The sequence below is a fragment of the Brochothrix sp. genome, from assembly GCF_017549435.1.
GTDB lineage: Bacteria > Bacillota > Bacilli > Lactobacillales > Listeriaceae > Brochothrix > Brochothrix thermosphacta.
The window spans coordinates 1-16,517 of record NZ_JAFYUW010000159.1 but is presented as its reverse complement, the minus strand read 5'-3'; the positions used below and the strand labels follow the sequence as shown (position 1 = coordinate 16,517).

The following is a 16,517-nucleotide window of genomic DNA, read 5'->3' as shown; positions in this document are numbered from 1 at the left end:
TCCACAGGTTTGTTCTGTTCCAGTTTTGCAGCAGTAATACTAGCCGTATATTTGTTGCACTTATAAACCACTTTAACATATGAATAAATATAAATACCTATTAAAAAATGACCTTTAATCATTTATAGTTATCAAAAAAAACAGTCGCAAATTATTTTAAAATAGTTATGATAAAGTTAAACAAAAAAATTGAATTAATTTACTTACTAACCGATATCTATACCATTCATAAAAAAAAACTGAATAAAACTTTTTTTAACCTGATTAATTTCCATAATCGAATTCTTCTTTGTTCTAATGCTTAAGCAGATAAGAAAACAGCAAAAAAGGATTGTAGAATTTGATCTACAATCCAAAATGCTTCTTAATTTAATCTGTTTTTTCTCATCCACACTATTTGACACAGTGCCCACTTCAGATATTCGTATACGATTATTCTTTTTTCAAATTTTCACAATCGAAAATTTCCAAACTATTATACAATAACTTTTCAAATATTTTATCTACTAAATACCAAAATTCAACTGAAAATTTAAGAATAGTAGGCTCGACAAACGAATGACGTTGCGCGTACATCAGGGTACGCAATTCCGAATGAATGCGGATTAACGACCTAGATTGATGTTTATCTTCATTCTAAAGTGCTTTTTATGCCCTCGGGGGGAATCGAACCCCCATCTTAAGAACCGGAATCTTATGTTCTATCCATTATACTACAAGGGCGTTGGTTGTTACTTTTGTAAAATATAAACAAGTGTATCCATTTTAGAATACACTTGTTATTTTATAGGTCAATAGCATTAAAGTCAATCACAACTCTATCGTGACAAGCGTTTGTTTAAATTTAGTGTTGTCGTCGCGCAAAATCAACAAAACGAAACTTATCTAAACGGTGACGCGAAATAGTGTATTCAACAAATTCAGTATTCTCTAAATGAACATCGCTTCGTACTACCACAACATGTGTATCTTCATGGAGATCAAGCAAGGTTTCATCTTCCTTAGAAACAGGTTCTACTGTGTATTGCTTATGTGCAAAATCAATTTTCAAGTCTAAATCATTTTCCATATAATCATAAATTGAAATCATAGCACGTTCATCCGGAATCGATTCTACATACTTCTTCGACAAATAATCGTCATCAATAATAACCGCTTCACCATCAATATAACGTACGCGTGTGAGGCGAATAACAGGAAAGTCATGCGGCATTGCCATAGAATCTGCGAGTTCAGCCGGCAAAAACATCTCCTCATTACGGATGATTTTTGTATAATTATCAGACAAATTAGTATCCATCAATTCTTTAAAACTTGTTAAACCTGAGACAGGAAAATCAAACCGTGTTTTATCTAATACAATTGAGCCTTTTCCCTGTCGTTTTTGAATATAGCCTGTTTCGCTTAGTCGTCTTAAAGCTTTACGAACCGTCTCTCGTGACACGTTATGTTTTTGTGCCAATTCGTTTTCACTAGGCAAAGGCTCTCCGACACGATACACTTTTCCATCAATTGCACGAGCTAGATCCTTATAGATATCCATGAATTTATTCTTATTTCCCATATTCTTGAACCTGTTAGGCTAACGTTTCACCTTTCCAGATAATGCTCTCGTAAGGGCGTAACTGTACTTTGGTTTGATACGTTGTCGCCTCTCCTTCATAGTTTGTCAGCAAAGTCTCCGCTAGACGAATATCTTCTGACCACTCAAACGTTACTGTTTCATCTGTAAAGTTTGCCGCAACGCGCAATACTTCTTTACCATCTACTCGATCATAAGCAAAAACAGCCGCATCATCTTGATCTTGACGTTTAAAAAGACCGTTAACTAACGTCTTTTCAGCTTTTCGCAAAGCAATCAAATGTTGGTAAAAATAGAATACTGAGTCTTTTCGTTCGAGTGCTTCCGTTACGTTAATAGTAGTATAATTCTCTGCTATTTTCAACCATGGTTTTCCAGTAGTAAACCCAGCGTTGTCTGCTGAACTCCAAGGTATTGGCGTACGGCTGTTATCGCGTGAACGTTGACAAACAGTCTCAAAGGCTTCTGCCTCTGTTCGGCCTTCTTTAATCATGATTTCAAACATATTAGTTGATTCAACATCCATAAACTCGTCAATTGAACGCCATTTCGGATTTGTTGCTCCAATTTCTTCACCTTGATAAATATAAGGTGTTCCTTGTAAACCGTGCATAGCTAGTGCTAACATTTTTGCTGATTTTTCACGGTATTCAACAGAATCATTACCATAACGTGAAACAATTCGGGGTTGATCGTGATTGCACCAGAACAATGCATTCCAACCTCCACCTGCTTGCATACCTGTTTGCCAATCACTTAACAATGTTTTCAACTGGCTAAAATCCATATCTTTTAATTGCCATTTATCACCATCTTTATAATCGACTTTTAAATGATGGAAGTTAAATGTCATATCTAATTCTTTGTTTTCTGGTTGCGTGTATTGTATACATGCTTCCATTGAAGTTGATGACATTTCACCAACAGTTAAAATACCATATGGCGTGAAGACTTCTGTATTAATTTCATTTAGATAAGCATGGACATGCTCACCGTCTGTATAAAAACGACGCCCATCACCAACATAATCGTCTGGGAATGTGTCGTCTTTTGATATCAAGTTAATCACATCTAAACGGAAACCATCTACGCCTAAATCAGCCCAAAATTTCAATACGGCTTTTATTTCTTCACGCACTTTAGGGTTGCGCCAATCCAAGTCAGCTTGAGTCACATCAAATAGGTGCAAATAGAATTCCGATGTTGCATCATTATATGCCCAGCTACTCCCACCAAATTTTGATTGCCAATTATTTGGTAGCGTTTCAGGTTCACCTTCACGCCAAATATAATAATCATGGTAAGGATTATCTTTTGATTTTTTTGCTTCCTGGAACCAATGATGTTCCGTGGATGTATGGTTAAGCACCATATCTAACATCATATCGATACCTTCTGCATGTAACTCTTCTAACAACACTTTAAATTCTTCAATTGTACCGTATACTGGATTGATTGCACAATAATCTGAAACATCATACCCATTATCTTTTTGAGGAGAGGGTTGCATTGGCGTAAGCCATACCATATCGATACCTAATTCTTTTAGATAGGGTATTTTTTCACGTATCCCTTGAATATCTCCGATACCATCTCCATTAGCATCGTTAAAACTTTTTGGATAAATTTGATATATACTGGCTTCGCGCCAATTTTTCTTCGTCATCACAAATTCCACCTTCCTTTTACACTTCTATTTTAGCTTGTATATACAAGAGTGTCAATGTCTTACACTCGTTATTATCTTACTAAATGTGATAGAATATCCTATATAAACGTTTCTCAAAACGATTATATAACTAAATCAAAATGTTGTGTATAAATAACACTAAACAACGTTCATTTTTAGTTTATAAAAGCCTATCTAAAAACTACAAAACTAGCAAGTCTATTCATTTGACCTTGGCTGACCTAGAGTGTAGTATAATTGATAGCTTGTTAAAATAAAGGGAGGTCTACAATATGAACTTAATTCCAACAGTAATCGAACAAACATCACGTGGTGAACGCGCGTACGATATCTATTCACGCCTGCTCAAAGACCGCATTATTATGTTAGGTAGCCAAGTTAATGATGATGTTGCTAACTCTATCATTGCACAATTGTTATTCCTTGATGCTCAAGACCCTGACAAAGACATCTACTTATACATCAACTCACCCGGTGGTAGTGTAACCGCTGGTATGGCAATATATGACACGATGCAATTTGTTAAAGCTGATGTGCAAACAATGGCAATGGGTATGGCCGCTTCAATGGGTTCATTCCTTTTAACTGCAGGTGCACCTGGTAAACGATTCGCTCTTCCAAATGCTGAAATCATGATTCACCAACCTTTAGGTGGTGCTCAAGGTCAAGCAACTGAAATTGAAATTGCAGCGCGCCATATCTTGGCGACACGTGCTAAATTAAATAAAATTATTTCAGAACGTACGGGTCAACCGATTGAAAAAATCGAACAAGATACTGATCGTGATAACTTTATGACTGCTGAAGAAGCAAAAGCATATGGTTTAATCGATGATATCGTTGTTAGTAGCCAAGCACTTAAATAAAAAGTAAAATGCCTTGTTCATTCTCTCAGAAATATGAAACACCTAGAACTTTGTTTTAGGTGTTTTTTTCTGTCCGAAAAAATAAATTGACAATCTTGTATATACAAGGTAAGATTGAGTTGTTAATTAACTGAGCAATATATTGCTAAATCTGTATGCGCTTACAAATACGAAAGAATGAGGTGAACATCATGTCATTTTCAAGAGAAGAAGTCCAAAAAATCATCGATGCCGTTGGTGGTAAGGAAAACATTATCACAGCAACGCATTGTGTTACACGCTTACGTTTAGTTTTAAAAGACGAAAAAATCGTCGATGAAGCTGCGTTAGATAATATTGATGTTGTTAAAGGTTCATTTTCTGCTAACGGTCAATTCCAAGTTATTATCGGTACCGGAACGGTCGAAAAAGTATTTGCCGTTTTTGCTGAACTAACAGGTATCGATACGGATACGACAAAAGAAGAAGTAAAACAAGCTTCCGCAGAAAAATCAAACTGGTTCCAAAAAGCATTATTAGGTCTTGCTGAAATTTTCGTTCCTATTTTACCTGCAATTATTACTGCCGGTTTACTACTAGGTGTTAACAACCTCTTAACTGGCCCAGATATTTTCATGAAACAACCTGTCATTGAAGCCTACCCACAATGGGCTGGCGTTGCTGATATGATTAACATTATTGCAGGAACCGCCTTTGCCTTCCTACCCGTTTTAGTTGGGTGGTCCGCAAGTAAGAAATTCGGTGGTAGCCCACTGCTCGGTATCGTTCTTGGACTTGTACTTGTTAACCCGGCATTACTAAATGCATACGGTTTAGCTGATGCTCGTCTTGCTGGCGATGTACCTACATGGAACCTCTTTGGATGGCATATAGAAAAAGTTGGTTACCAAGCACAAGTTCTTCCTATACTTGCTGCTACCTATGTATTAGTTAAGATTGAATTGTTCTTGAAAAAACGTATCGCAGATTCATTCCAACTCTTACTAGTTGCTCCAATTTCATTACTTGTTACTGGTATCCTTTCTTTCATCGTTATTGGACCTGTAACAATGTTTATTGCAAACTTAATTACAACAGGTATCGTTAATATCTTCGATTTCGCGCCAGCTCTTGGTGGCCTTATCTATGGTACGTTATATGCACCGCTTGTTATTACAGGTATGCATCACCTTTTCCTAGCTGTCGATTTACAGCTAATTGGTTCAACAGGTAGCACGTTCTTATGGCCAATCGTAGTCATGTCTAACCTTGCTCAAGGGGCTGCTGCATTAGCTATGTTCTTTATCTTCAAAAAGAAAAAAGATCGTTCATTAGCCGGTACATCTGCACTAACCGCTTCATTAGGTGTTACCGAACCCGCAATGTTCGGGGTTAACTTACGTTATCGTTACCCATTCTATGCCGCAATTATCGGTTCTGGTGTTGCTGGTTGTATCATCACTGTCGCAAAAGTTAAAGCGTTCAGTATTGGTGTCGGTGGGCTCCCAGGTATCGTATCAATTATGAAACCAGGTTGGGCAATCTTTGCTTTGGGTATGTTATTAGCGATTGTTATCCCATTCATCCTTACATTAATATTCTCCAAATTTGCAAAACAAAAAGCTTAATTAATACTCAACGCCGCCTATTACATTTCGGATCATCCGGATTTAATAGGGGGTGTTTTTTAATGCCCAAAACCGCCTACTCATTAGCTTTTTAAGCAACGTCACTTCTGTCAGCAACAGATAATAAACTAACAGCCAAAAAGCCCGCTACAGACTAGCAGTGGGCTTAATTAGCCTATTAAGATAGTAAGCAAAACGAACGAAAGATGTTACGCGTACATGCAGTACGTAATCCTGAATGAGCAAGGAGTAACGACCTAGATTGGTATTTATTTCCAGTTAAAAGCCCACTACAGAATTGTAGTGGGCTTTGGGCGTATTGTCATTTCGGAAATGTGAACGACAAAGACTATTTATTTAATCAACCGTTTAATCTTCATCAACCGGTTTGATTGAATCTTTAATTTCGATATCTAAATCTGTTGTGTATTCTTGGATTTGAGCATCTGTCCAGTTAAACAAACGTGCCATTTTAGCTATAACTGGTGCTTCCCATTTTTGAGCCCATTTTACGTTGAAGAACACAGCACCTGTACGTCTAATAAAGAAATCAACAGGTCGTACAACACTTTCATTTTCGATTGCATACATTAGTTGAGCATCAACGATTGGATCGATATCTGCTTCTTGTGATGCTTTAGCATAAGCATACAACGCATCAACGTTTGTACCATATTTGCTAGCTAAGAAATGACCTTCTTCTTCAGTAAGGTTAAAGTTAACTGCTTCTCTTGCTTTTTTAGCTACAAATGAATCGTAATTTTTAGAACCACCGAAGTCACCACCAGAAATTGGTAAGTGTTCTGTTTGGGTTTTTTCACTAAAGCCATGACCTGGCATACGTTTTACAGCAACGTCAACGATGTTCTCAGCCATTTTACGGTAACCAGTCAACTTACCACCTGCAATTGTTAAAAGACCACTCTCGCCTTCCCAAATCTCATCTTTACGTGAAATCTCTGATGGGTCTTTCCCTTTTTCAAAAATCAGCGGACGAACACCTGACCAGCTTGACTCAACGTCGTCTTTTGTAATGTTTACTTTAGGGAACATATAATGAATCGCTTCAATAATATAATCACGATCGGCTTTGTTTACTTTAGGGTGTAACTTATCTGCTTCATAAACAGTATCTGTAGTTCCAACATAAGTTTTGCCATCACGTGGAATCGCAAATACCATACGTTTATCGGGTGTATCGAAGTAGACGGCTTGTCGTAATGGGAAAACGGATTGATCAAACACAATGTGTACACCTTTTGTTAAACGCAATTGTTTATTGTTTTTAGCATAATCTTTTCCACGCACTTCATCTACCCAAGGTCCTGCAGCATTAACAACTTGTTTTGCTTTCACTTTATAAGCTTCACCTGTTTGAACATCAACAATATCTGCCCCAATGATTTGACGGTTGTCATCGTAAATGAAGTTGTTTGATTTAACATAGTTAATTGCTAACGCGCCTTTGGCAATCGCAGCTTTCATAACTTCAATTGTTAAACGTGCATCATCCGTACGATATTCAACATAATATCCTCCGCCTTTGAGGTTTTTATTTTTAACAAGTGGCTCTTTTTTCAATGTTTCAGTTGGCGACAACATTTTACGGCGTTCACCTTTTTTAACTTGTGCTAAGAAATCATATACTTTTAAACCAATTGATGTAGAGAACGAACCAAATGTTCCACCTTTATGGAATGGCAATAACATCCATTCTGGTGTCGTTACATGAGGACCATTTTCATAGACAATCGCACGCTCACGGCCTACTTCAGCAACCACTCCAATTTGGAATTGTTTCAAGTAACGTAAACCACCATGTACTAATTTTGTCGAACGACTTGAAGTACCACCAGCAAAATCTTGCATTTCTACAACGGCAACTTTCAAGCCTCGTGTTGCACCATCAAGCGCAATACCAGCACCTGTAATACCGCCACCAATAACAAGAATATCAAATTCTTCGGTAGTCAATTGTTCTAATTTATTTTTGCGATCTAATCCTGAAAATGTTGTTGCCATGATTATCGTCTCCTTATATTTAAGTTTGGCCTTGAGTGAAGATATAAAAAAAGAGACTGCAACAGCGCTTAGTATCAAACTAAACTTGTGCAGTCTCTCGGAATCTCCGACCAATTTATTAACTTGACACAAGTGTATCACAAATTATCTATTTTTACAAGTATCCAGCTGAAGTAACAGCTTTCGTACACAAAAATGTTAAATTTAGTTACACGTTTTGCCTATTTGAAAACCTGTGTTGCTTTCACTGCTTTTTTCCATCCTTCATAAAGCAATTCTTCTTTTTCAGTACCTTCTACTGGCTCAAATTGTTTTTCTAAGCTCCAGTATTTTTGGATTTCTTCTTTATCTTTCCAGAATCCAACGGCCAATCCAGCTAAGAATGCAGCACCTAAAACAGTTGTTTCTTTGTTTTCAGGACGTTCCACCGGCACTTGTAACAAGTCGCTTTGGAATTGCATTAAGAAGTTGTTCGCACTCGCACCACCATCAACACGAAGCGTTTCTAATTTAATGCCTGAATCTTTTTCCATGCTATCAATAACATCACGTGTTTGATAAGCTAATGATTCTAGCGTCGCACGAATGAAATGTTCTTTCGTAGTTCCACGCGTTAAACCAAACACTGCCCCACGAGCTTCTGCATCCCAATAAGGTGCTCCTAAACCAACGAAGGCAGGTACAACATAAACACCTTCTGTTGAATCAACACGCGTTGCATAATCTTCAGTTTCAGGTGCTGTTTTAACCATACGCATACCGTCACGTAACCATTGTAAAGCTGATCCAGCAACGAAGATACTACCTTCAAGTGCATAGCTAACTTTCCCATCAATTCCCCACGCGAGCGTAGTTAACAAACCATTTTTAGACTTAATTGCTGCGTCTCCAGTGTTCATAAGCAAGAAGCCACCTGTGCCGTATGTGTTTTTACCCATACCTTTTTCAAAACAACCTTGACCAAATAACGCAGCTTGCTGGTCACCAGCAACGCCTGCAATCGGTGTTTCTTGTCCGAAGAAATGATAACCAATCGTTTTGCCGTATACATATGATGAGTCGTGTACTTCTGGTAACATTGATTCTGGCACGTTAAGCATTTCTAACAATTCGTTATCCCATTTTAAATCGTAAATATTATATAACAATGTACGACTTGCATTCGAATAATCTGTTACGTGTGCTTTACCGCCACTTAATTTCCAAATTAACCAAGTATCAATTGTTCCGAAAGCCAACTCGCCTTTTTCAGCGCGTTCTTGTGCCCCATCAACATGATCTAAAATCCAGCGTACTTTTGTTCCTGCAAAATAAGGATCGAGTAATAAACCAGTTTTATCCGTTACCATTTTTTCGTAACCTTTTTCTTTAAGGTCTGTACAAATATCCACTGTTTGACGTGATTGCCACACAATTGCATGATAGATTGGTTTACTTGTTTCACGATCCCAAACAACAGCTGTTTCACGCTGGTTTGTAATCCCAATACCTGCAATTTCTTGAGCGTTAACGCCTGTTTTAACTAAAACACCTGACATCGTTGCTAATACAGTACTCCAGATTTCATTGGCATCATGTTCTACCCAACCTGACTGCGGAAAATGTTGTGTGAATTCACGTTGCTCTGTTCCTAATACTTTACCTTCTTTATTCAAGATCATCGCACGTGTACTTGTTGTTCCTTGGTCTAATGCTAAGATATATTTTTTTTCCATAATGTTATTTCTCCTTTGTGTCGCTGTATTTTGAACCTGTAAACTTATAACTCTATGCTTGTTTTTTATCCATTGACATTGCGATGAATTCAAATACGATTAAGACCGCAACACTTACATATAACCAAACGCTAACGTTGTGGTTGATAATTGCATTATACGCTGTTGCAGCGATTGTTGCACCTAATATAGGACCTACAACGGGTACCCATGAGTATGCCCAATCAGATGAACCTTTTCCTGAGATTGGTAAAATAGCATGCATGATACGAGGACCTAAGTCACGGGCAGGGTTAATTGCATAACCGGTTGTTCCACCAAGAGCCATACCAATAACAACAATTAATGAACCAACGATTAATGGGTTTAATCCTGCACTAATTTCATTTGCTCCAATTGACATAATTCCAAATACTAATGCGAATGTACCTACTGTTTCACCAAATAAGTTTGATGTGTAGTGACGAATTGCTGGTCCAGTTGCAAATACGCCTAATTTAGCACCTTGATCTTTTGTTGCTTTCCAATGTGGGTAATAGTGTAACCAAACAATTGTTGCACCTAAAAAGGCACCGATAAATTGTCCACCAATATAAGCAGGTACGTTTGCCCAAGGGAATTCGCCTGCGAATGCTAAACCTAATGTTAAAGCTGGGTTTAAATGTGCTAAACTAAGATATCCTGAAACATAAGCCCCCATCGCTACTGCAAGACCCCAAGCAATTGTGATGACAACCCATCCTGCGTTGTTTGATTTTGTTTTATCTAAAACAACACCAGCGACAACACCTCCACCGAATAAAATCAAGATGAATGTCCCTAATATTTCCCCTACAAATTGTAACCCTAAACTTGTATCCATAATAATACCTCCTATTTATGTAATGAACGTAAGATCTGCCCTCTAGACAGATAACATGATATTGAGACGGTTTATTAAAAATTATTAAAAGCGCACTACTCATTATCACTCATACAAAAAAATCCGCGATGAAATACCCTAATAATATAGGTTCTCTCCCGCAGATCTCAGTGTCTCATCACGTCTCCATTAACTTAACCTAAGTATAAATCACAATGAAAGCGTTGTCAATTGATTTTGACATATTTCAGACATATTTTATTGATATGTTCTTCTTTCACGATAATACCTGCTTTATACTACGAATAAAGATATTTACTTCGCTACATTACGCGCACTGCGTTTATTGACAATAACCAACACCAACGAACACACCACTCCAAATAAGGCGACGGCTGTTCCTATTTGAAATATTTTTTCATAGGCAACAACTGCTTCATACTTATCAATTATGGTCCCGTTGAGGTTATAAGCCCAAAAAACAGGGGCGTACGCAGCGAATGAACCAATACTCATTGATGAGCCCGAATACTCTTCCGGTATTTTTGATTCTGCGATTGGTGTTAATATAACAGACTTCGCTAAAAAGATTGAGAAAGAGAAGACCATTAAAAGCGCAATACTAATCCCCATCGTAGCTGGCGTTTTAGGAATCAACAAGGTGGTTAGCAATGCTAAAAAGGTCATAAACAATGCAACAAACATCATTTTAGATGATGATTTAAAGACATAATCGGATAATGCTCCTGAAATAATACCTGCAACAACTCCCATTGCACCCGTGTTGATAATCCCAAAAAGCGCCGCTTGACTTCGGCTAATACCAAATACTGCTTGTAGATAAGGTACGGTGTATATCAAGTTGATATACGACCAATAAATCGTTAGTGCTGTAATTGAAGCGAGCCATACGGTCGGCATTTTAATTACTTCTAACATCCCTTTTAAAGCTTCAATTGATTTTTTCTTTTCAGGTGCTGTTTTTTCAGTTGCTGCAATACCGTTGACGGGCACATATTTAATAATGATAATAATAACTGGAATGATCAGTAGGTTATAAACCAGCATACCGCCTTTAAAGACAGCGATACCTCCTATCAAAGCCATTACTGCAACGATTAATAAATTCATGAACATCTCAAGTGCACGCCTACCCGATTCTAAAATACCAAAGGCGACACCTTTATTATTTTCACCTGATAACAACACAACACCGTTAAGAACAGCAGGCCAAAAGAAGGCATCAACAAGTCCCCAAATAACAGCGACAATTTTCAACACTGTGAAAGTCGGTGTAAAAAAGATAATAATGCAGGTAGTAAGCATCCTTATCACCAAACCAACAATTAATATTGATTTGACTGAAAAGCGGTTATTAATCCAACCACCAGGAATATAAAAGAAAATTGAAATCCCTATCAAACTAAAAATAACACCTAATTGCGCATTATTCACTTGTAATATTTCTAATAATAAATCATAAAAAGTCCCTTTAAAAGCCTCAAACGACGAATATATTAATTGACCAGAAAGCACTACTGCTGAAAAACCTAAAAATTGTTCTTTTGTTTTAAAACCTAATTTCGCTCCTATTTTATTCATAAGACGTCACCACTGTTTTTTTAGCAACAAAATTTTCTGCATTATCCGTAAAAATACCCTCTACGCCCCAATTAAATAACTCATTGGCGCGATCCTTGGTGTTAACTGTCCATACATTAAGATGATAGCCACGCTCTATAACAGTTTTTACCAATGATTGTGTTAAGCCGTCACTTTCTAGATGAACGTAGTTCGCGCCAATCGCATCAACAATGAGTGGCCAATCCTCATAAATAGTATGATTTTCAAATAAAACAGCGTATTCTAATTGTGGTTGTAAAGCTTTCATCTTCAATAACATCAATGGATTAAAACTCGAAACAATTACCTTAACCGCTGGGTTTATCAGTTGAATTGCATCCGATAACTGTTTTACTAAACTATCTGCCAAACGATTTCCTGCTGCTCCAGTCACTGCTTTCAATTCAATGTTTACATTCATTCGACTCTGGTTAATAAATGTTATCAACTCTTCGAGACGAGGAATACGTTCTCCTTTAAAAGAAGGGTCAAACCAAGAACCAGCATCTGCAATATCAACGATTTCAGAGGTTGCTTGATCTAGAGGACCACTTTGATTAGTTGTACGATCCAAATAATCATCATGAATAATAATGACTTGTTCGTCTTTCGTGATACTGACATCTGTTTCAAACCACTCAATTTGGTAGTCTTGCATTTTTTCAAATGCTGACAGTGTGTTTTCCGGGGCTAGTTGTGGCAGCCCTCGATGTGCAATTATTCTTCTCATGTTAACACTCCCCATTCTATTTTTTATTTTTCTATTAGGTACTTGTTAAGCATAGTATGGAAGAAACACTTTCAAAAAAAAACAACGAAACTCATCCCTTACGTAAAGGAAAGTTTCGTTGTTCTCGGTTTTCTCAACACATAGCTATTAACTTATAACTATAGTGTATATTTAATTGTAAGCGCTGTCAATCATTTTTCGTCATAAATTTGCCACAATTCATAATTAGATGTTGTAATTGCCGAAGCCCCTGCTGCTAAAGCGGCTTCTACTTCTTCTGCAGTATCAATTAAACCACCCGCAAATACAGGTTTACCTGTTTTTTCAATCACCATCTTAATTACTTTCGGTACGACACCGGGTAAAACTTCAACATAGTCGGGATCGGTTTTACTAATAATTTTTATACTGCGTTCCAATGCACTCGAGTCTAAGATAAATGCACGTTGGGTGGCAACAACACCTTTTTGTTTTGCTGCCATTACCACGCTACCTTTCGTCGAAATAATACCATATGGTTTTATTTTCTGGCACAAGTATTCTGTCCCTGCCTCATCTGTTTTTAATCCACTGATTAAATCTGCGTGTAAAAACATTTTTTTGCCTGAGCGATTGGCATAATCAACCAAGCTTTCCAACATATTAATATGGACATTTAAAATAACGCCGTATTCAAACGACGTTTTCAGCATTTTGTCAAAATCTTTCATAGAGCGTACAGCTGGTAATATCTTTTGATTATGAAACACGCTTGACACACTCCTTCTTTATTTAAATGCAATATCTTTCAATTCTTCCCCTGCTTTTAAACGATTAGCAATTTGATCGATTTTTCGTAGACGATGGTTAATACCCGATTTACTTATCGGTCCTGTCGATAACATTTCGCCTAATTCTGCCAAAGAAACATCCGGATACTTGACGCGCAACTGCGCAATTTCACGTAATTTATCAGGCAGTGCCTCGACCGTCACTGTATTAGCAATGTATTTAATATTATCAATTTGACGAACAGCTGCACTAATTGTTTTGTTTAAATTCGCCGTTTCACAGTTGACTAACCGATTCACTGAATTTCGCATATCACGTAAGATGCGAATATCTTCAAAATGCATCAAGGCGACATGGGCACCTACTAAATTCAAGAAATCCGTGATTTTTTCAGCTTCTTTCAGATAGATAATATAACCTTTTTTGCGACTTAAAATCCGCGCATTTAGATCAAAGCGATTAAATAATTCACGCAAAGCTTCACCATGTTCCTGGTACACCGTCATAATTTCCATATGATACGATGCTTTATCTGGGTTATTAACTGAACCACTCGCTAAGAAAGCACCTCTTAAATACGCACGGGCATACAGCTGATTTGTATTTAAAAATAATGGGAGTTCATCCGAAAATATAAAGCCGCCTTCTGTGATGTTAAGGTCTGCCAATACTTTTGTTGCGTTTACTTTCAAACGCACAATATAAACATTGTTTTTTTTCAACTGCATTTTTTTACGCACTAATAATTCTATTGGCAGATTATAGACTTGTTTCAATAACGAATAGATACGACGTGCAATCGCTGCGTTTTCCGTTTGTATGTTCACGACACTGATACCGTTTGAAATTGATAACGTACCATTCATACGAATAATAGCAGATAACTCTGCGCGCGCTTCTTCATTAGAAACACTTAACTGCGTAATTTCTTTTTTTGTATCCGATGCAAAAGACATCACACTAACCTCTTTCTTTAAGAATGACGACTTTTATCAATCAAGGCAATTAATCTTTCAACCACACGCTCGGCATCATGACGAACAAAACCGTCTGACGTATCAAGGTAGTCATCAAAAATTGGCGCGACTTCTTGGTCTTCCATTCCTTTAATATTCGAATCTACTTGCGTGACACCTTCTGGGAAAATAAGGGCTGGTGCAACTGTTTTTTCATTAACCAATACATGATCAATAAATTTTTCACCTACATGTTCGTGTAATATTCTCACGTGATCGGCATCTGAAAAACCTTCCGTTTCACCCAATTGTGTAAGAATGTTACAGACATAAACTTTTTGAGCTTTTGATGATATCACTGCTTGCGCGATATCATGAACTAATAAATTCGGTAAAATGCTGGTATATAAACTTCCCGGTCCAAACGCAATTAAATCTGCTTCTTTGATGGCATCAACAACTCGCTGTGATGCGCGTGCATCATCAGGAACAATTTCCAGCTGCTCTATTGGTTTACGAACTTTTGGTATATTAGATTCTCCAACAACAACACTGCCATCCGTCATTTTTGCTTGGAGTTGCAGAGGAATTGTTGTTGCTGGCAACACCACACCTTTAACATTCAAAATATTGCTAAGATCCGCAATTGCTTCCAAAGCATCGCCATGCATATCTGCTAAAGCTGCTAATAGCAGATTTCCTACCACATGCCCTTTTAATTCGCCTTCATTTTGAAACCGATATTGAAAGACGCGCGCAATACTACTTTCACTTTCTGATAAAGCAGATAATGCATTACGAATATCGCCTGGTGGAATAACATCTATTTGTTTTCTTATTTTACCTGAGCTACCACCATCGTCTCCAACAGTTATCACTGCAGTAATATCTAAATAATGCTTACGTAGTACTCTTAAAATGACTGGTAACCCTGTACCGCCACCTATAATTACAATTCGTCTTTTTCTCATATCATTCACCATGTCTCTCTTTGTTATCAATAAAATGACACACCCGGCTCTTAATTATATAATACCACATTCTCTTAGTTTAAAGTGGATTTAATAAACAAAAAAAGAACAATACTGACAGCTACGCTATTTCCTTTGAAAAGAACTTTTAATAACAACGTTACTACGCAAAAAAACAGCCCCACTTTTTGTGTGACTGTAATGAATAGAGGAATGATACTTTTTTATGGAAAGGTCCTCGCTTGCTTCAAGGTTTGGTACTCGCTTACTTCAAGGTTTGGTACTCGCTTACTTCAAGGTTTGGTACTCGCTGTCGCTGCGTCCCATACTACTCTCGTAAAGCGAATAAATTCGCAACGATATTAGCACCCATACTACCCTCGTAAAGCGAATAAATTCGCAACGATATTAGCAACCATACTACCCTCGTAAGCAAATGAATTTGCAACGGTAATAGCAACGGTGTCAACAGCCCTTACTTAAATAACTTACCTTTATTCTCATCTAAATACTCGAATTTGGCGTCTAGTTCCTCACTGTCTTTAATCTTATCTGTTATATTAGTTACCTTGCCTTTACCAACTATTAAAACACTTGGAACACGATCAATTTTCAAGTGTTTAATTTTATCATCAAAGTCTGCTTCCTGTCTGTCTTTCGTCGTATTGTAATAATAAACGATAAAATCATTATTATAAGCAACTACGGCTATTTCAGGTTTGAATTTTTGACAAGTGGGGCAATCTTCCCGTCCAACATAAACCAAGCGATTATGATCGCTTTCCTTTTCTAATTCTTTTAATTCATCCCATGTAATTTCTTTTATATTTTGTGTTTCTATTGTTCTATCTTGATTTGCTAAAATTTGGTCATAGTTGGGTGGAAAAAAAACAAGCACACTAATACTTGTAGCAAGAATTACAATCGTACAAAACATAAACCACTGCTTTTTGAAGAATGGAAATGCTGTCGCTATCAATATTATAAATGAAAATAGAAAACTAAATGTTTGTACTAAATTATAGATATTTAAGTAGGTACTTCCGATTATAATAAAATCCGTTTTATATACTAACACATACCAATACGCTATAGAAACTAATAGCGTTAATATCGCGATTA

13 protein-coding genes and 1 tRNA gene are annotated in these 16,517 nt (G+C 37.1%); 2 read left to right on the top strand and 12 right to left on the bottom strand.

Annotated features, from left to right (window positions below; genetic code table 11):
* Positions 1–651: 651 nt before the first annotated feature.
* The 3 genes from IKV95_RS10430 to treC form a co-directional block, all read right to left on the bottom strand.
* Positions 652–723, bottom strand: a tRNA-Arg gene (locus tag IKV95_RS10430).
* Positions 724–844: 121 nt separating this feature from the next.
* Positions 845–1,564: a trehalose operon repressor gene (gene treR / locus IKV95_RS10425; protein WP_029090813.1), complete on the bottom strand. Its 720-nt coding sequence runs from the start codon at positions 1,562–1,564 to the stop codon at positions 845–847.
* A gap of 13 nt (positions 1,565–1,577) precedes the next feature.
* Positions 1,578–3,248, bottom strand: a complete 1,671-nt coding sequence (treC, locus tag IKV95_RS10420; RefSeq protein WP_069125970.1) for an alpha,alpha-phosphotrehalase — start codon at positions 3,246–3,248, stop codon at positions 1,578–1,580.
* Positions 3,249–3,544: 296 nt separating this feature from the next.
* On the opposite strand from treC, the gene clpP reads away from it, so the two are divergent.
* The gene (gene clpP, locus IKV95_RS10415) at positions 3,545–4,138 is read left to right on the top strand and encodes an ATP-dependent Clp endopeptidase proteolytic subunit ClpP (RefSeq protein ID WP_029090815.1); all 594 of its coding nucleotides are present in this window, start codon (positions 3,545–3,547) and stop codon (positions 4,136–4,138) included.
* A 191-nt stretch (positions 4,139–4,329) separates the two neighbouring features.
* On the top strand, positions 4,330–5,745 hold the full coding sequence (treP, locus tag IKV95_RS10410; RefSeq protein WP_069125969.1) for a PTS system trehalose-specific EIIBC component: 1,416 nt from the start codon (positions 4,330–4,332) through the stop codon (positions 5,743–5,745).
* Between the two features lie 369 nt (positions 5,746–6,114).
* Here the strand turns inward: treP and IKV95_RS10405 are convergent, their stop codons facing one another.
* From IKV95_RS10405 to IKV95_RS10365, 9 genes are all read right to left on the bottom strand, one after another.
* Positions 6,115–7,767 (bottom strand): glycerol-3-phosphate dehydrogenase/oxidase, encoded by a 1,653-nt coding sequence (locus IKV95_RS10405; RefSeq protein WP_069120423.1) that lies wholly within the window; start codon positions 7,765–7,767, stop codon positions 6,115–6,117.
* A gap of 221 nt (positions 7,768–7,988) precedes the next feature.
* Positions 7,989–9,482, bottom strand: a complete 1,494-nt coding sequence (gene glpK / locus IKV95_RS10400; RefSeq protein ID WP_029090818.1) for a glycerol kinase GlpK — start codon at positions 9,480–9,482, stop codon at positions 7,989–7,991.
* 52 nt (positions 9,483–9,534) lie between these two features.
* Positions 9,535–10,347: an MIP/aquaporin family protein gene (locus tag IKV95_RS10395; RefSeq protein WP_029090819.1), complete on the bottom strand. Its 813-nt coding sequence runs from the start codon at positions 10,345–10,347 to the stop codon at positions 9,535–9,537.
* A gap of 312 nt (positions 10,348–10,659) precedes the next feature.
* Entirely contained in the window at positions 10,660–11,946 is a 1,287-nt protein-coding gene (locus tag IKV95_RS10390; RefSeq protein ID WP_029090820.1) for an MFS transporter, read from the bottom strand.
* The gene (locus IKV95_RS10385) at positions 11,939–12,697 is read right to left on the bottom strand and encodes a glycerophosphodiester phosphodiesterase family protein (protein ID WP_069135129.1); all 759 of its coding nucleotides are present in this window, start codon (positions 12,695–12,697) and stop codon (positions 11,939–11,941) included. Before IKV95_RS10385 ends, IKV95_RS10390 begins: the two co-directional genes overlap by 8 nt.
* A gap of 191 nt (positions 12,698–12,888) precedes the next feature.
* Positions 12,889–13,446 carry a glycerol-3-phosphate responsive antiterminator gene (locus IKV95_RS10380; protein WP_036026841.1) on the bottom strand — a complete coding sequence of 186 codons (558 nt, stop codon included), beginning with the start codon at positions 13,444–13,446 and terminating at the stop codon, positions 12,889–12,891.
* Positions 13,447–13,464: 18 nt separating this feature from the next.
* Positions 13,465–14,424, bottom strand: a complete 960-nt coding sequence (whiA, locus tag IKV95_RS10375) for a DNA-binding protein WhiA (protein WP_069120413.1) — start codon at positions 14,422–14,424, stop codon at positions 13,465–13,467.
* A 17-nt stretch (positions 14,425–14,441) separates the two neighbouring features.
* The gene (locus tag IKV95_RS10370; protein ID WP_036026843.1) at positions 14,442–15,404 is read right to left on the bottom strand and encodes a gluconeogenesis factor YvcK family protein; all 963 of its coding nucleotides are present in this window, start codon (positions 15,402–15,404) and stop codon (positions 14,442–14,444) included.
* Between the two features lie 466 nt (positions 15,405–15,870).
* Positions 15,871–16,517, bottom strand: a 647-nt coding sequence (locus IKV95_RS10365; protein WP_287451783.1) for a DUF6568 family protein, incomplete at its 5' end; no start/stop codon positions are given.